Source organism: Bacillota bacterium (genome assembly GCA_013178305.1).
Classification (GTDB): domain Bacteria; phylum Bacillota; class Sulfobacillia; order JABLXB01; family JABLXB01; genus JABLXB01.
In genome coordinates this window covers 160,707-176,640 of the sequence record JABLXB010000004.1, presented here as the reverse complement: position 1 = coordinate 176,640, position 15,934 = coordinate 160,707, and the positions used below count along the sequence as shown (strand labels likewise).

Here is a 15,934-nt window from a genome sequence, read left to right as displayed (position 1 = left end):
CCCCAGTGCCGCCGCGTCCTCGAGATATTCTCTTGCTCTCCTGGCCGTATCCGTAACCTGCGAGGCTGTGTTCGAACGCTGGCTCATGGCGCCGCGGCTCCCTGTGGCCGGACTTGGGGTCCGGCCGGGATTGGGCGGTGCAGGGACCGGTTCAGCGCGGCGGCAACGCTGCTGACTTGCTGGGCGAGTTCATTCAACTCGCCCAGGTTGAGTGATTGTGCGCCGTCCGAAAGAGCCTTGTCGGGTTCCGGATGCGCCTCGACCATGACTCCATCGGCCCCGGCCGCTATCGCGGCCATTGCCATGGGTATCACCAGTTCGCGCTTACCCGTGCCGTGGCTCGGGTCGACGATCACGGGCAGATGGCTTAGTCGCTTGACTGCGGGCACCGCGCTGATGTCGAGCGTGTTGCGAGTATGGGTTTCGAAGGTTCTGATGCCTCTCTCGCACAGCACAACTTGCATATTGCCACGGGCGAGGATGTACTCGGCCGCCTGCAGCCACTCGTCTATGGAAGACATCATGCCCCTCTTGAGCATTACAGGCTTCTTGCTCTGTCCGACTTCTTGGAGCAGGTTGAAGTTCTGCATGTTACGCGCGCCGATCTGCAGCATGTCGGCGTAGCCGGCAACCATCTCCACCTGTTCGGGGGACATGACCTCGGTCACGACCGGCAGGCCGGTCTCGCCCTTGACCGTGGCGAGCATCTGAAGGCCCTCGCGCCCGAGACCCTGAAAGCTGTAAGGGGAGCTCCTGGGCTTGAATGCTCCTCCTCTCAGGATCGAGGCGCCGGCCCCCAGAGCCGCCCTGGCGGTTGCTCTCAGCATCTCCATTCCCTCGACGGAGCAGGGTCCGGCTATCAGGACGACCTCCCGGCCGCCGATCCTCACGCTGCCCAAATCAACCGTGGTGGAGGTGGGTTTCAGTTTTCGGCTCGCCAGTTTGTATGGTTCCAGTATCCTTATGGCTCGCTCGACGCCGGGCAGCGCCTCGATCGACTCCGGAGCAATCCCGCAGACGTCCCCCGTGGTCCCCAGAATCGTGCGTTCCTCTCCCTGGGATGTGTACACGTCTAGCCCGGCCTCCTTCAGGTGTTGCCTGACCTTCTCCACTTCCTCGGGGGTAGCCACGCTTTTCATCACAATTGTCAAGGCTCTAACGCCTCCCTTGCGCCTCGTTTGATGAGCTGGATGGTGCATGCTCAACAACGCCGCGCCTACACGCTGTACGAATCCGGATTATCCGGGTGATGCCAGGTCCGAGCGCAGTCTCTGCGCCTCCCCGAGGTACACGTGCCGTACCTCGTCCTGGTTCTTGTCCGTGTTCCAGAGCAGCAGCATCCGGATGACCCTCCGCATTCCGGCCTCAACGTCGGGTGAGACGAAATCCAGCAACGGGACGCCGGTGAGTCCCATACCTCTGGCGGCTGCTGCGGGAAACGCCTTGTCAAGGTCGGGTGTGACGGCGAACATAATGGCCGCGATGTCCTCGGGCTGGATGTGGTTGAGTTCCAGCGCCGCCGAAATCATTTGACCGGTCGACTCAAGGATCATGTGGTTTTCGTTCGCCTGGACGCTGATCGCGCCGCGGACTCCTCGCATTGCCATAATCATTCCTCCACGGGAAAGGATCCGAGAATTCGTAACATGGCCACCCTGGCTCTCAGGTCTTCAAGGGCTGATTGCATGCCGGGGTCTTCAACGTGGCCCTCGTACTCAAGGTAGAAGATGTACTGCCACGGCTTGGCTCTTACGGGCCTGGACTCGATCTTTGTCAGGTTGACACCTTGATTGGAGAACGACGAAAGCGCAGTAACGAGTGAGCCGGGGCAATGCGGGAGGCCGACGGCGAACACAGTCCTGTTGCGCCTTCCTCCCGGTCGCTCCATTCGTTCTATCCGGTAGAACCTGGTATAGTTGTCGCGGTTGGATTGGATCCCCCGTACCAGCACTTGCAGGCCGTATACCTCCGCGGCCCATTGTGAGGCTATGGCTGCCGCGTGAAGGAGGCCCGAACGCTTCACATGTTTCGCGGCTCCGGCGGTGTCGTAATAGGGAACGCATTCGACACCGAGCTGCACGAGGTAATCGTTGCACTGAGCCAGAGCCTGTGGATGGGAGAGCACCTCCTGGATCTGGGTGAGTTCGGTACCGGGAAGCGCCAGGAGGCAGTGCTCAACCGGCAATGTGGTTTCTCCGGTCACGAAAAGGTCGTGGGAGATCAGCAAGTCATAGGTTTCCGCGATGCTTCCAGCGAGCGAGTTCTCCACGGGCACGACCCCCGCTTCCACGGCACTCGATTGTACCATGGTGAAGAGCTCATGAAGTGTCCTGCACGGTACCGGTCGCGCCTCGGGCTCCAGTCTTCCCGCGGCGACCTCGCTAAAAGCCCCCGGTTCGCCCTGGTACGCTACAGATCTGCAAACCCCATTTGGATTCCCCCCATTGTCTGATCTGAAAGACAAAAATCCCGTCCCCTAAGGGACGGGATTCAAACCCGCGGTACCACCCTTGTTGGCGTACACCCTCTCAATTCGGATACGGGTGCGTTGGCCTGCTGCGCACCGATACCCTGTCCTTTTAACGGCGGACCCCCGTCGGCGCCTACTCCATGTTGGCGTTTCAGGCCGCGGCTAACAGGTGAACGTCGGCCGCCCCGCAGAAGCCCTCGCACCTACCGGGCATTCTCTGTGTCTGCCGGATGGCTTACCCTCCTGGTCATAGCCAGTCGTATTAGAGGTTTGAAAAGCATACTACATGGCTTCACGCGGAATGTCAATACCCCGTTTTCTGGGATCACTTCCAGGTGAGTGCTACTGTTGGCTACCAGTGTATTCTGCGGATTCCGCTATGCGGAAATATGCATTCTATATGCACCGCAGAGATTTCGCAACAAGCCATTGACAGGCGAATATGCCGCTGCTAATATGTCTAACATCAGCATAAATATACAAATGGGTGCAAATCCCGCTCAACGGAATAGCGAGGCGATTGGCAGGCGCAACGCTGACTGGAGAAGCCGGAAGGGGAGTGTCCATTATGGTAGTCTGTCCGGAGTGCGACGGAACGTGGAACAGCGGTGAGGTTGTGAAGGGCGAGATCATCACCTGCCCTGACTGCGGCGTCGAGCTCGAGGTCCTAAACGTTGAACCGCTGCAGATCGCGCCCGCCCCGGAAGAGGAAGAAGACTGGGGCGAGTAATCCATGAAGGTTGCGGTGCTTCTTTCGCGGGTGCGCCTGGATGAGAAGCTCCTGTTTGAGGCGCTGGAGAAGCGCGGGCAGCCCTTCGACAGGATCGACGACCGGCGGGTCGTGTTCGATTTTGGGCGCGAGGGCTGGGATTACGATGTTATCCTGATCCGTTCCATCAGCCAGTCCAGGTCCCTCTGCGCCGCGAAGATCCTCAACGGGGCCGGCGTGCATACGGTGAACTCGTACGGGGTGATCGCGAACTGCGCCGACAAGCTCGTCACGACGAGCCTGCTCACGCAGGCGGGGATACCGTGCCCCGAGACGCGCATAGCATTCTCCCCCGAGGCTGCCCTCGGGGCCATCGAGGCCATGGGCTATCCCGTGGTGCTCAAGCCCGTCACCGGTTCCTGGGGCCGGCTGCTCGCAAGGGTCAACGACAGGGACGCCGCCGAGGCGCTGCTCGAACACAAGGACGTGCTGGGGTCGTACCAGCACTCGGTCTACTATATCCAGGAACACGTACAGAAGCCCGGCCGCGATATCCGCGTGGTCGTGGTGGGGGGCGCGCCGATAGCGGCCATGTACAGGTACTCCGAACACTGGGTCACGAACGCGGCGCGGGGCGGGGAGGGCGTCAATTGCCCCGTCACGGGCGAGGTCGGCGATCTGGCCGCCGCTGCCGCAGGCGCAGTAGGTGGAGGCGTGGTAGCGGTGGACCTGCTCGAAAGCCCGAGGGGGATTCTCGTGAACGAGGTCAACGGCACCATGGAGTTCAAGACGTGCAGTGATGCATCGGGCGTGGATATCGCCGGTCACCTGGTCGACTATGCCCTCAAGATAGCCGCGTGAACGGGGAGACGCAGCCTGTGGCATCTGACGAGAAGATAACCGTATCGATAGCGGGGGGGTCCGGTTACGCCGGAGGGGAGGTGCTGCGGATACTCCTCGGACACCCGCGGGTGGATGTCAAGCAGGTGACCTCGGAGCGCCTCGCGGGGAAGTACGTGACGTCGGCCCACCCTAACCTGCGAAAGCGCTGTGGGCTGCAATTCTGCAGCATCAACGACCTTCAGCCGTGCGACCTGATCATTATGGCGCTGCCACACGGCGAGGGGCTGAAGCACATCGAGCGACTCATGACTCTCGCGGCGGGGCTGATCGACCTCTCGGCCGACTTTCGCCTGAAAGACCCCTCGGTGTACCCCAGATGGTATGGATTCGAGCACCCGCTTCCGGACTACTTGAAGCGGTTCGTGTACGGCGTCCCGGAACTGCACAGGGAAGAAATCCGGGGAGCCACGCTGGTGTGTGGGGCAGGATGCTTCGCTACGGCGACCATCCTGGCGTTAAGGCCCATATTCAAGCATGGTCTCGCCAGGGACGACGCTGCGATCGTCGATGGGAAACTCGCGTCGTCCGGTGGCGGCAGGGAGCCGGGAATAACCTCGCACCATCCGGAGCGTTCGGGCGGGATCCGCCCTCACGAGCCCACGATGCACAGGCACACGGCCGAGGTCGTGCAGGAGGCCGGCGTGAACCGGGTCCACCTCACCACGACCTCGGTCGACGCAGTGCGCGGGATTCTGGTGACGTGCCACGTCTTCGTGAGGGATGGGGTGACCGAGAAGGACGTGTGGCGCGCTTACCGCCAGGAATACGGAGAGGAGCCGTTCGTCCGGATCGTCAAGGAGCGCCATGGCCCTTACAGGTACCCGGATCCGAGGATACTCGCCGGTTCGAACTTCTGCGACATCGGGTTCGAGCTCGATCCCGGCTCGAACCGGCTCGTAATAATGTCCGCCATCGACAACCTGGTGAAAGGGGCGGCGGGCAACGGTGTGCAGGCCATGAACCTGATGTTCGGGTTCGACGAGACGGAAGGGCTCGGGTTTCCCGGCCTGCATCCATAGGAATCGCGCTATCCGCGCGGACCCACACTTGGTTTGAAGAGGAGAACCCAATGTCACCCTCAGACGACCACGGCGTTGATCTCGTCGTGAAGATCGGTGGAGCGCGGGGCATCTCGTTCGAGGGCCTCGCGGAGGACATCGCCGCGATGCTCCGCGAAGGCCGGAGAATCGTGGTCGTGCACGGGGGCTCCAGCGAAGCCACGGACCTTGGGTCGCGTCTCGGGATGACCCCCGAGTTCATCACGTCACCCTCAGGCAACGTGAGCAGGCGCAGCGATCGCAGGACCATCGAGGTGCTGATGATGGCCTGCGCCGGCAAGATCAACAAGACGCTTGTCGAGGCGCTCCAGGCACGGGGTGTGAACGCCCTCGGTATCACGGGGCTTGACGGGCGCCTGCTGGCCGGTTCTCGGAAGAAGGCGGTCAGGAGCGTCCACGACGGAAAGGTCGTGGTGATAAGGGACGACTTCGGAGGCAAGGTCGAAGAGGTCAATGCGGGCCTTCTCCGGCTGCTCCTCGACGCCGGGTACGTTCCCGCGATCGGACCCCTCGCGTTGGGTCGAGAGGGCGAGGCTCTCAACGTGGACGCGGACCGCGTCGCGGCGGCGGTGGCCTCGGCCGCGCAGGCGAAGACCCTGATAATCCTGTCCAACGTGCCAGGCCTTCTCAAGGACCCCCGCGACCCGTCCACGCTCATACGCAGGATTCCCAGGGGATCAATCGGGGAGTACGGACAGTACGCCGCCGGCCGGATGAAGAAGAAGGTCCTGGCGGCGCGCGAGGCGTTGTCGGGTGGGGTCGAACGGGTCGTCATATCGGATGCGCGCTCGCGCGAACCACTTAAAGGGGCGCTTGCGGGCGAGGGGACGGTGATCGAATGAGCGAGGCGGTCATTGAAGCCGAGAACAAGTACGCGACGGGCCTTCACAAGAAGCGCGACCTCGTGCTGGTCCGGGGGTCGGGCGCCAGGGTGTGGGATTCAACGGGAAAGGAGTACGTCGACTGCAACGCCGGACACGGGGTCGCCCTGGTGGGCCACTGCAACAGGCGAGTGGTCGAAGCCATCCAGGCCCAGGCGGAGAGACTCGTGACTTGCCCCGAGACGTTCTACAACGACGCGCGCGCCGGCCTGCTCTCGACGCTGGCGGAGGCCGTCCCCGCGGGTCTTGCCAGGTTCTTCCTCTGCAATTCGGGGACGGAGGCGGTCGAGGCCGCCATCAAGTTCGCGAGGCTTTCCACGGGCAGGAAGGAAATCGTCGCCACGATGCGGGGATTCCACGGGCGCAGTATGGGCGCCCTGAGCGCCACGTGGGAACCCAAGTACCGCAAACCATTCGAGCCGCTCGTCCCGGGGTTCCACCACGTGCCGTTCGGTTTGCCAGAGACGATCGTGGAGGCAGTGACGGAGGACACCGCCGCGGTCATACTCGAGGTGGTCCAGGGGGAAGGCGGGGTACACGTCGCTCCACCGGGGTACCTCGAGGGCGTCGAGGAGGCCTGCCGCCGTAAGGGCGCGCTTCTCATCATCGACGAGGTACAGACCGGGTTCGGCAGGACGGGGCGGATGTTCGCGTGCGAACACTTCGACGTTGACCCCGATATCCTGTGTATGTCGAAGGCGATGGGAGGCGGGGTTCCGGTGGCCGCCGTCGCGCTGGGCTCCAGGGTTGGGCCTCTGCCCGTGGGGGTCCATGGGAATACCTTCGGGGGCAATCCCCTGGTATGCGCCGCCGCCAGCGCCGCCATTGAGTTCATCGAGGAGAACGACCTCCCCGGGAGGGCTATCGCGCTGGGCGCGCGGTTCAAGGCCAGGCTCGAATCCATCAAGTCGCCGCTGATACGAGAGGTGCGCGGCCTCGGCCTGATGGTCGGCGTCGAACTGAGGCAGAAGAACGGTCCTTACCTCGATGCGCTGGTCAAGGCCGGCGTGCTTGCGCTTCCCGCGGGGGGAACAGTCATCCGGTTCCTTCCGCCACTGGTAATAGAGCCGGAAGACCTCGAATTCGCCGCCCGCGCGCTCGAGGGGGTGCTATCGAATCCTCCCGAGTGATGAAGAGACAGGCCTTCTCAAGGCGATGTGCGAGACCTACAGCCCGTCGGGCTGCGAGGCCGCGGTCGCGGAATACCTTGTCGAAACGATGAAGTCATACGGCTGGAGATCTTACGTCGACGAGGCGGGCAACGCCGTCGGCGAAGCGGGTGAAGGCCCCAGGACTCTCTTGTTCCTCGGCCACATCGACACGGCGCCGGGGTTCATCCCCGTGAGGATCGAGGACGGCGTGCTCCACGGACGAGGGTCGGTCGATGCCAAGGGAAGTCTGGCGGCGTTCATATCGGCTCTCGCGCGCGTAACCGCTCGCGCCAGCCGGCTGCCGGGTCGCGTGGTGGTCGTCGGCGCCGTGGAGGAAGAGACCGATTCGTCCCGCGGCGCGCGGCACGCGCGGGCTGCCTTCTCGCCGGACTGGTGCGTAATCGGCGAGCCGAGCGGCGCTCACTCGGTTACGCTCGGGTACAAGGGGCGGCTTTCGGCCGCTGTCGTGGTGGACGGCTCCGTCTCGCACTCGGCGTCCGGCAGGTCGACTGCAGCGGAGAACGCGGTCGGCGTGTGGACCCGGATAAGGGAATATTGCCGCGCGCATTCGCCCGGGGACAGCGCATTCAGTAGATTCGACGTCAGCCTGAGGGACATACACTGCGAGACCGACGGGTTCCAGGAAACGTGCCGGTTGGCGCTGGTGTTCAGACTTCCTCCGGGCGCCGAGCCGTCCGCGTTTTCGACCGCGCTGTCCTCCGAATTCCCTGAAGCGCGATACTCGTTCTCCGGGGGAGTCCCCGCCTATCGCGCGGACAAGAATAATCCGCTGGCCAGGGCGTTTGTCGGCGCGGTCCGCGCCGTGGGAGGCACTCCGGCGTTCAAGCTCAAGACGGGGACGTCCGACATGAATGTCGTCGGGCATTCGTGGTCGTGCCCCATCGTGGCGTACGGTCCGGGTGACTCCTCGCTCGACCACACGCCATGCGAACGCCTTCCGCTGGAGGAATACGCGACCGCCATCGAAGTGTGCGCCAGGGTTATCGAATCCCTGTGATTCGCGCTCGCCCCTCGACGAACCAACGTCACGCCGGGCACCACCGCACGACTCACCCTGGGATACCCGTCGACATCCTGTTGACAATTCTGGGGATAAACGGAAGAAATGTGGATAACTTACTCCGGGTGCTTCCGTAGAACAAAGGAACGGCCTCCTGAACCGTCGAAATCGGCATCCGGGTGGTGCAGTTGAGGTTACCCCTTGATCAGAACAGGTCCCCTATCGTTGAAGCCTTACGTCACCACGTCCGCCGCGGGTACCAGCGTTTTCACGTACCCGGGCACAAGGGCTGGCGAAAAGCGCCGCCTGGTCTTCGCATGTTGTCGGGTGATGCTGTCGCCGCGATGGACCTCACCGAAGTAGGCGATCTCGATGACCTTCAACGACCCGAGGGTGTCATCGGGGAGGCGCAGGCGCTTGCGGCTGCCGCGTTCGGAGCGGATGAATCATTTTTCCTCGTCAACGGGGTCACCGCCGGTATTCACGCCTCGATCGCGGCGTGCGCATCCGGTGGGAGAGTGCTGGTACCCCGCAACGCCCACCGGTCTGTTGTCGGAGCCCTGATACTGGCCGGCGCGGAGCCCGTGTGGGTGATGCCGGAATACGACTCCTCCACGGGTGTGGCCGGCGGGGTCGCGGCCGCGGAAGTCGAGGCACGGATCGCCTCGGGTCCTCCGGTTTCGGCGGGTGTCCTCGTCCACCCCACGTACCACGGCATAACCGGCGATACCTCGGAGGTAGTCCAGTTACTACACGCGCGTGGTGTGCCCGTCATTGCCGACGAAGCCCACGGCGCGCACTTCTACTTCGGCAGGGGGTTCCCCGCGACGGCGCTCGCGTGCGGTTCGGACGCCGGTATCGCGGGGTGTCACAAGACCGCGGGGGCCTTCACGCAGGGGGCGGTGCTCAACGTGCGGGGCCGGCTTGTCGACGTCGAGAGGCTCCGCGCCTGGCTGCGGGTCGTGCAGACCACCAGCCCCTCGTACATCCTGATGGCGTCGATCGATTCGGCGCGGCAACTGATGGCCACGCGCGGGCGCGAACACCTGAGTGAGGCGCTGGACCTGGCTGAGGATGCCCGCAGGCGGATCTCCGAGAGGACGGCGTTCACGTGCCCGGGGGACGAGTGGACTGGGAGGCCCGGCTTCCGCGGGCTGGACCGGGCGAAACTCACGGTGATCACGGGCGGGGCCGGATTGGACGGGCGAACCGTCGCCCGCACGCTGCAGGACGAGCACGGGATAATGGTGGAGTTCGCGCAACCCCAGGGCATCCTGGCGATAGTCACGTACGCTGATGACCCGGCAGGGGTGCGACGGTTAGTGGCGGCCCTCGAGGTGATCTCGCGGCGCGCGCCGCGCGGGAACGGCGGGATCGTCCAACCGGAGTTGCCCCGGATTCCGGCGCAGGCGATGCCCCCGAGGCGGGCGTTCCTTTCCCGTTCGCAATGGACGGACCTGGAAACCGCCAGGGGGAGGGTGGCGGCGGATATCGTCGCCGTGTACCCGCCCGGCATTCCAGTGCTATGCCCCGGCGAAATAGTCGAGGACCGGGTTGTGGAGTACGTCAGGCAGTCGTGTCTTGGTGGCTACCACGTGCACGGGGTTGCGCGGTGCGGCGAAAGTGGGAGCGACGAGAACTGCGGGGGCCGCGGTTATAGGATAATGGTCAGGGTCGTGTGCGATTCCTGAAAGGAGCGGTTAAGGTTGAAGGGGCCCCTCTTCGTGACGTTCGAGGGAATAGACGGTTCGGGCAAGAGCAGCCAGATCAGGTGGCTCTGCAGGCGGCTCAGGGAGATGGGCGTGGAGGTTGTCGTGACGCGGGAGCCTGGCGGGACCAGGCTCGGCGAATCGATCCGGTCCATCTTGCTCGACCCGGCCAGCGGGGGGATGTCTCTCGAGACCGAGGTGCTCCTGTATTCGGCGTCCCGCGCGCAGCACGTCGCCGATGTCATAAGGCCGGCGCTGGGGGCGGGTAAAGTCGTAATATGCGAGCGCTACGTGGACTCGACAATCGCATACCAGTGCTTCGGGGGAGGGTGCGACCCGGAGGCGATAACCACCATCAACAGGTTCGCCACCGGGGGCCTGATGCCAGACCTGACCCTGCTCCTCGACGTTGACCCCGGAACCGGCACAAAAAGGCGGTCGTGCCGCGCGCCGGACAGGATCGAAGGAAGAGCAGGCGAATACCACCAGAAAGTCCGCGAGGGATACCTCGCCATTGCGAGGCGCGAGCCCGGCCGCGTCAAGGTCGTGGACGCCTCGCTCGACATCAGGGTCGTCGGGGAGGAGATACTGGGGATCGTCAGGCGCGTTCTCACTACGAAGGGGATGGGCGCATGAAACTGATAATCGCCGTCGTTCAGGACAAGGACGTGGGCCGGCTGGTCGAACAGCTGGTCAAGAGGGGATACCAGTCCACGAAACTTGCGAGCACCGGGGGGTTTCTAAAGGAAGGCAACACCACGCTGCTCATCGGCACCCAGGACGACAGGGTGGACGAGGCGATCCACGTCATCGAGGCCACCTGCCACTCGAGGAAGCAGCTCGTAAGCCCAGTGACGCCGCCGTCCGGCCCCGCGGAGGCGTACATCCCGTACCCGGTGGAAGTCCGCGTGGGCGGCGCGACCGTGTTCGTCCTGGACGTGGAGCAGTTCAAGAAGGTGTAACGAGGTGGCCCTCAACCGCGTTTGCGGCCAGGCCGTGGCCAGGTCGCTCTTGAATGGAATAGTGAGGTCGGGGAAGGTGGCGCACGCCTACCTTTTCTGCGGTCCCGACGGCACGGGAAAGAGCCTTGCGGCGCGGGAGTTCGTCAAGGCTGTGAACTGCGAAAAAGGCGAAAGCCCGGGTGACGCCTGCGACACGTGCAGCAGTTGCGCGAGGATCGAATCGGGCAACCACCCCGACTTGATAGTGATCGAGACGGACGGGCAGTCCATCAAGATAGACCAGGCGAGGGCGGCGCTGAAACACATCGCTTACAGGCCGCTCGAGGCGAGATCGAAGGCGGTCATTATCAAGCGGGCGGACCTGATGACCGCGGAGGCGGCGAACTGCCTGCTGAAAGGGCTCGAGGAGCCGCCTGGGTACTGCGTGTTCGTGCTGACCGCCCCGGGAGCGGCGTCAGTCTTGCCCACGGTGGCGTCTCGCTGCCAGGTCGTCCCGTTTTCGGCGTGCACGGTGGAAGAGGTGCGGTCGTACCTCGAGTACCGCCACCCGGGCGAGGAGTCGAGGTGCCGCGCCGCGGCGTTCTGGAGCGGAGGGGTACCGGGCAAGGGGGACCTGTTCTTCGACGAGGGGTTCCTCAAGGTGAGGGATGCCGCCCGCGCGGCGCTGGAGAATATGAAGACGCTCGACGTGATCGGGTTCGCCGGCGAGATCGGCAAGGACGGGGCGCCGTTATTCCTGGAATGCCTCGAATCGCTCATGCGTGACATGCTCGTGCTTGGTTGCGGAGCGCCGGAATCGCTCCTCGCCAACCCCGACCTTCGCGAGGATCTCGGCCGCACCCTGGAGACCTGGACACCCGGTGGGACGGCCCGGGCGTTCGACCAGGTCACGCGCACCCGGGCGGCGGTCGAGGCCAACGCCGCCAGGAGGCTCGCGCTGGAGGTCATGCTGCTGAAGTTGCAGGCGGACGTGCTTGGCGGCTATAATTGATGGATAGACTGCGTATGTATCCGCGGGTCCAGAGGTGGTCGTGTGGCGAGAGTTGTTGGGGTGAGATTCAAGAGAACCGGCAAGATATACTATTTTGACCCCGGCGACCTGCAGATTCAGCCGGGGTCGCACGTGATAGTCGAGACCGCCCGCGGCATCGAGTTCGGGGAGGTCGTCGTGGGCACCAAGGAAGTGGCCGACTCGCAGATCGTCGCCCCGTTGAAGAAGGTCGTCAGGCAGGCGACGGGCGCCGATGCCCAGCAGGTCAGGGAGAATGAAAAGAAGGAGAAGGAGGCGTTCGACGCCTGCAAGTCCAAAATCGCCGGCCACGGCCTCGACATGGACCTGGTCGACGTGGAGTACACCTTCGATACCTCCAAGATCATCTTCTACTTCACCGCCGACGGGAGAGTGGACTTCCGCGAGCTGGTGAAGGACCTGGCCGGACATTTCAAGACCAGGATAGAGCTGAGGCAGATCGGCGTAAGAGACGAGACCAAGCTCCTCGGCGGGATCGGTCCGTGCGGGCGGCCCGCCTGCTGCTGCACATTCCTCGGGGAATTCCAGCCGGTCTCGATCAAGATGGCCAAGGAGCAGAACCTCTCCTTGAACCCAACCAAGATATCGGGGCTGTGCGGCAGGTTGATGTGCTGCCTCCGGTTTGAGTGCGAGCATTACGAGGATGCGAAGGCCGGCCTTCCGGAGATAGGTTCCCGCGTCACCACCGTCGAGGGGGAGGGCAAGATCGTATCGGTCAACGTCCTCAAGAACTCGGTGACAGTCGAGATCGACTCGAAGGCCATGGAGTTTCCGGTGGAAGAGGTAGAGGTCAAGAAGCAGGATGCCGGATCAGGTGGTCCTCAAGCCGGGTGAACGCATGGACGATCTCGGGCGGGGCGGGCTGAAGATAATTCAGGACTGCTCCGCGTATTCGTTTGGGCTCGATGCGGTACTCCTCGCGAGTTCTCCCCCGAGATGAGGATGATCTACGATGAGCGTCGGTAGCGGTGTGCTGTACCTCGTGGGGACCCCGATAGGCAACCTCGAAGACATGACCCCCCGCGCCGTGCGGGTGCTCGGGGAGGTTGACGTCATCGCCGCCGAGGATACGCGCCGCACCATGGCCCTGTGCAACCATTTCGGCATCCGCAAGAGGGTCATATCCTATCACGAGCACAACAAGGAGACCTCGGGCGAGCGGATCGTGTCGATGATCCTGTCGGGCGCCGCGGTCGCGCTGGTATCCGACGCGGGAATGCCGGGGTTCTCCGACCCCGGATGCGAGCTCGTGGACCGGTGCCACGACGCCGGGATAAAGGTGGTCCCCGTACCGGGTCCCAACGCGGCGGTGACGGCGCTGGTCTGTTCGGGCTTCCGCGCGCAGGGATTCGTGTTCGAGGGGTTTCTCCCGCGCCAGAGACGGCGCAGGCTCGAGGCACTCGAGCGATACGGCCGGGACCCGCGGGCAGTCGTGGTGTACGAGTCGCCCCAGCGGGTCGCCGCGACATTAAACGACATAGCCACGGCGCTCGGCGACCGCCAGCTCGTCGTGGCGCGCGAACTCACGAAGCTGCACGAGGAGATAATCCGGGCCCGGGCCGGCGAGGCTGCGTCGAGGGTCGGAACATCCCCCATTGGGGAATTCGTCATCGTTATCGAGGGCTCGCGGGCGCTTTCCGCGCTGGACGGCGCCGTCAGGCGCCGGGGCCTTCGCAGCGGCGCGGTGGAACCCCCCGGCGACGCCGCGGGGGCTGGCGGTGACGGCATCGTGGTGGACCCCGCGCGGGCGGTGCGGGAGCTCGAGAAGGCCGGGGTTCCGAAGATGGAAGCGATCAAGGCCCTGGCGAAAGCCGCGGGGATCCCGAAGCGGGAGTTATACGCCATGCTGCAACGGGACACGGGTAAATAGCCCTGCCCCCGCGTGAGGGTGTCGCCGCGGTTGTAAGGTGCGGAGGAACAGGAGGAACGGAGTCGATGCCTGAACCGGACCTGGTGATATCCGGCGGGTTGGTGTATGACGGGACGGGCCGGCCCCCGTTTCGAGCCGACGTGTTGGTTGCCCGGGGCAAGATCGCCGCGATCAGACCTGCTCGCGTCGAGAGCTCCGCGGCCTCTGACTCCTGTGAGCCCGGCGGGTCGTACCCGGCCCCGGGCAGGATAAATGCAGCCGGGCTCGCCGTGTGCCCCGGATTCATCGATATTCACTCCCACTCGGACAAGAGCCTGCTCATTAACCCGCTCGCGGAGAGCAAGGTCAGACAGGGCGTAACCACCGAGGTGATCGGCAACTGCGGCTATTCCCTGGCCCCGCTGACAGACAGGAACCGCGGGGCAATGCTGGGTGAATTCGAAAGGCATTCGCTTGACGCGGGATGGGCGACTCCCGGGGAGTACCTCGCCGCGCTGGAGGTGGCCGGGATCTCCGTAAACGTCCTGGCGCTCGTGGGCCACGGCGCGGTGCGGTCGGCCGTCATGGGTTACGAAATGAGACGACCTTCGGAATCCGAGATGGAATCGATGAAAGCCCTTGTCCGCCAGGCGCTGGACGAGGGGTTTGTGGGGATATCCTCGGGGCTGATATACCCGCCGGGGGCGTACGCGACCACCGGCGAGCTGGTCGAACTCGCGCGAGAAGCGGCCCGCCACGGCGGGTTCTACGCTTCGCACATCAGGGGTGAGAGGGAGCAGGTCGTCGACGCGGTCGCCGAGGCGATCGAGATAGGGCGCTCGTCGGGGGCCGCCGTCCAGATTTCCCACCACAAGGCGGCGGGCAGACCGAACTGGGGGAAGGTCTCCGAAACGCTGGCGATGATCGAGAGGGCGAGGAACGAGGGGCTGGACGTCACCGCGGACCAGTACCCGTACACCGCATCGGCTACTTCGCTGTCGGCCGTGTTACCTGGCTGGGTTCACGCGGGCGGCCGCGAGGCAGCGCTCGCCCGGCTCCGTGACCCCGCGGTCAGGGCCAGGATCGAGGCCGAGGTCGAGGCCCGCGAGGGCGCGATGCGGGGCTGGGACGAGATCTGCATCACTGCGGTCTCGAGCGAGGGTAACAGAGACCTCGTCGGGCGGTTCATCACCGGGATAGCCGGGGAGAGAGGGCAGAGCCCGGCCGTCGCAGTCGTGTCCGTCCTTCTCGAGGAGCGCATGAGCGCCGACATGATCAGGTTCAGCATCAGCGAGGAAGGCGTCCGCGAGGTCATGAAGCGGCCGTTCGTGATGGTGGGGAGCGACGGGACGGCCCTCGCGCCGTACGGCCCCCTCAGCCGCGACCGCCCCCACCCGAGGAGCTACGGTACGTTCCCAAGGGTACTCGGGCGGTATGCCGTGCGCGAGCGCGTCATACCGCTGGAGGAGGCGATCCGAAAGATGACGTCTCTTCCGGCCGCCAGGTTGGGGCTGCGACACCGCGGCCTGATCCGCGAGGGGTACGCCGCCGACGTGGTTGTGTTCGACCCCGCGGCGGTGATCGACACCGCAACGTTCGAGCATCCCGCGTCATACCCGGAAGGCATTGAGTACGTGGTCGTCAACGGGAAGGTGACCGTTGCTCGAGGATCGCACCTCGGGGAGCGGAACGGGATGGTGCTAGGGCATTCCGGTAGGTGAAACGGGGTTACCGGTCGGGGCTCGGCTTCAAACAGCGTGACTGAGGATGGCGTGGCCGCGGGCGGCACGGCGGAAGACGCCTCGACAAACCGGAAGGGGAGGATTTCTCCTCCCCCTCTGCGTCCGGAGGCCGGAGCAACACTCGTTCAGACGACCTTGGACGACATTTGCGCCAGGCAGCCCTTGCAGACGTTCTTCCCCTTAAAATGCTCGACGTTCTGCGCGTTTCCACAAAACACGCAGGCGGGCTCGTACTTACGGAGGATAATCTTGTCGCCGTCCACGTAGATTTCGAGTGAATCTTTTTCCTCAATGTCCAGCGTCCGCCGAAGTTCGATGGGGATCACCACGCGCCCGAGCTCGTCTACTTTCCGCACGATCCCGGTGGACTTCATCATGAGATGTCACCTCTTTTCTACACGTTTCGACAACCTGACAAGAACATACCAGAAAACCCAATAACAGTCAAC

17 protein-coding genes are annotated in these 15,934 nt (G+C 64.2%); 13 read left to right on the top strand and 4 right to left on the bottom strand.

The features are described from left to right. Positions 1 to 83: 83 nt before the first annotated feature. The 3 genes from aroF to pheA form a co-directional block, all read right to left on the bottom strand. On the bottom strand, positions 84 to 1,151 hold the full coding sequence (gene aroF, locus HPY55_10845; protein NPV71125.1) for a 3-deoxy-7-phosphoheptulonate synthase: 1,068 nt from the start codon (positions 1,149 to 1,151) through the stop codon (positions 84 to 86). A gap of 87 nt (positions 1,152 to 1,238) precedes the next feature. After that, on the bottom strand, positions 1,239 to 1,601 hold the full coding sequence (gene aroH / locus HPY55_10840) for a chorismate mutase (protein NPV71124.1): 363 nt from the start codon (positions 1,599 to 1,601) through the stop codon (positions 1,239 to 1,241). Positions 1,602 to 1,609: 8 nt separating this feature from the next. Continuing rightward, positions 1,610 to 2,464 (bottom strand): prephenate dehydratase, encoded by an 855-nt coding sequence (pheA, locus tag HPY55_10835; GenBank protein NPV71123.1) that lies wholly within the window; start codon positions 2,462 to 2,464, stop codon positions 1,610 to 1,612. A gap of 574 nt (positions 2,465 to 3,038) precedes the next feature. Here pheA and HPY55_10830 point away from each other — a divergent pair. From HPY55_10830 to HPY55_10770, 13 genes are all read left to right on the top strand, one after another. Further along, entirely contained in the window at positions 3,039 to 3,200 is a 162-nt protein-coding gene (locus HPY55_10830; protein NPV71122.1) for a lysine biosynthesis protein LysW, read from the top strand. Between the two features lie 3 nt (positions 3,201 to 3,203). Continuing rightward, complete coding sequence (gene lysX / locus HPY55_10825; GenBank protein NPV71121.1) at positions 3,204 to 4,040, top strand: lysine biosynthesis protein LysX; 837 nt, start codon at positions 3,204 to 3,206, stop codon at positions 4,038 to 4,040. Between the two features lie 35 nt (positions 4,041 to 4,075). Then, the gene (locus tag HPY55_10820) at positions 4,076 to 5,101 is read left to right on the top strand and encodes an N-acetyl-gamma-glutamyl-phosphate reductase (protein ID NPV71120.1); all 1,026 of its coding nucleotides are present in this window, start codon (positions 4,076 to 4,078) and stop codon (positions 5,099 to 5,101) included. A 50-nt stretch (positions 5,102 to 5,151) separates the two neighbouring features. Further along, complete coding sequence (locus tag HPY55_10815; protein NPV71119.1) at positions 5,152 to 5,982, top strand: [LysW]-aminoadipate kinase; 831 nt, start codon at positions 5,152 to 5,154, stop codon at positions 5,980 to 5,982. Next, a complete protein-coding gene (locus HPY55_10810) occupies positions 5,979 to 7,151 on the top strand; it encodes an aspartate aminotransferase family protein (GenBank protein ID NPV71118.1) in 1,173 nt (390 codons plus the stop codon). The genes HPY55_10815 and HPY55_10810 overlap by 4 nt, the downstream gene beginning before the upstream one ends. A 25-nt stretch (positions 7,152 to 7,176) precedes the next feature. Then, positions 7,177 to 8,190 carry a [LysW]-lysine hydrolase gene (locus HPY55_10805; GenBank protein NPV71117.1) on the top strand — a complete coding sequence of 338 codons (1,014 nt, stop codon included), beginning with the start codon at positions 7,177 to 7,179 and terminating at the stop codon, positions 8,188 to 8,190. Between the two features lie 191 nt (positions 8,191 to 8,381). Then, on the top strand, positions 8,382 to 9,884 hold the full coding sequence (locus HPY55_10800) for an aminotransferase class I/II-fold pyridoxal phosphate-dependent enzyme (GenBank protein NPV71116.1): 1,503 nt from the start codon (positions 8,382 to 8,384) through the stop codon (positions 9,882 to 9,884). A gap of 15 nt (positions 9,885 to 9,899) precedes the next feature. After that, positions 9,900 to 10,538: a dTMP kinase gene (locus HPY55_10795; GenBank protein NPV71115.1), complete on the top strand. Its 639-nt coding sequence runs from the start codon at positions 9,900 to 9,902 to the stop codon at positions 10,536 to 10,538. Continuing rightward, the gene (locus HPY55_10790) at positions 10,535 to 10,864 is read left to right on the top strand and encodes a hypothetical protein (protein ID NPV71114.1); all 330 of its coding nucleotides are present in this window, start codon (positions 10,535 to 10,537) and stop codon (positions 10,862 to 10,864) included. The genes HPY55_10795 and HPY55_10790 overlap by 4 nt, the downstream gene beginning before the upstream one ends. Positions 10,865 to 10,868: 4 nt before the next feature. Beyond that, positions 10,869 to 11,855 carry a DNA polymerase III subunit delta' gene (holB, locus tag HPY55_10785; protein ID NPV71113.1) on the top strand — a complete coding sequence of 329 codons (987 nt, stop codon included), beginning with the start codon at positions 10,869 to 10,871 and terminating at the stop codon, positions 11,853 to 11,855. 42 nt (positions 11,856 to 11,897) lie between these two features. Then, positions 11,898 to 12,728 (top strand): stage 0 sporulation family protein, encoded by an 831-nt coding sequence (locus HPY55_10780; GenBank protein ID NPV71112.1) that lies wholly within the window; start codon positions 11,898 to 11,900, stop codon positions 12,726 to 12,728. 118 nt (positions 12,729 to 12,846) lie between these two features. Continuing rightward, positions 12,847 to 13,764 (top strand): 16S rRNA (cytidine(1402)-2'-O)-methyltransferase, encoded by a 918-nt coding sequence (gene rsmI / locus HPY55_10775; protein NPV71111.1) that lies wholly within the window; start codon positions 12,847 to 12,849, stop codon positions 13,762 to 13,764. A gap of 101 nt (positions 13,765 to 13,865) precedes the next feature. Further along, positions 13,866 to 15,464: a D-aminoacylase gene (locus tag HPY55_10770; GenBank protein NPV71110.1), complete on the top strand. Its 1,599-nt coding sequence runs from the start codon at positions 13,866 to 13,868 to the stop codon at positions 15,462 to 15,464. Between the two features lie 146 nt (positions 15,465 to 15,610). On the opposite strand, the gene HPY55_10765 is transcribed toward HPY55_10770, so the two are convergent. Beyond that, on the bottom strand, positions 15,611 to 15,862 hold the full coding sequence (locus HPY55_10765; GenBank protein NPV71109.1) for an AbrB/MazE/SpoVT family DNA-binding domain-containing protein: 252 nt from the start codon (positions 15,860 to 15,862) through the stop codon (positions 15,611 to 15,613). Positions 15,863 to 15,934: the final 72 nt, after the last annotated feature.

Excerpts from the sequence above, each read along its gene's own strand:
- HPY55_10765 (NPV71109.1), bottom strand. The coding sequence starts at position 15,862 with ATGATGAAGTCCACCGGGATCGTGCGGAAAGTAGACGAGCTCGGGCGC.
- HPY55_10790 (NPV71114.1), top strand. The coding sequence starts at position 10,535 with ATGAAACTGATAATCGCCGTCGTTCAGGACAAGGACGTGGGCCGGCTG.
- HPY55_10830 (NPV71122.1), top strand. The coding sequence starts at position 3,039 with ATGGTAGTCTGTCCGGAGTGCGACGGAACGTGGAACAGCGGTGAGGTT.
- rsmI (NPV71111.1), top strand. The coding sequence starts at position 12,847 with ATGAGCGTCGGTAGCGGTGTGCTGTACCTCGTGGGGACCCCGATAGGC.
- HPY55_10805 (NPV71117.1), top strand. The coding sequence starts at position 7,177 with ATGTGCGAGACCTACAGCCCGTCGGGCTGCGAGGCCGCGGTCGCGGAA.
- HPY55_10815 (NPV71119.1), top strand. The coding sequence starts at position 5,152 with ATGTCACCCTCAGACGACCACGGCGTTGATCTCGTCGTGAAGATCGGT.
- aroH (NPV71124.1), bottom strand. The coding sequence starts at position 1,601 with ATGCGAGGAGTCCGCGGCGCGATCAGCGTCCAGGCGAACGAAAACCAC.
- lysX (NPV71121.1), top strand. The coding sequence starts at position 3,204 with ATGAAGGTTGCGGTGCTTCTTTCGCGGGTGCGCCTGGATGAGAAGCTC.
- HPY55_10810 (NPV71118.1), top strand. The coding sequence starts at position 5,979 with ATGAGCGAGGCGGTCATTGAAGCCGAGAACAAGTACGCGACGGGCCTT.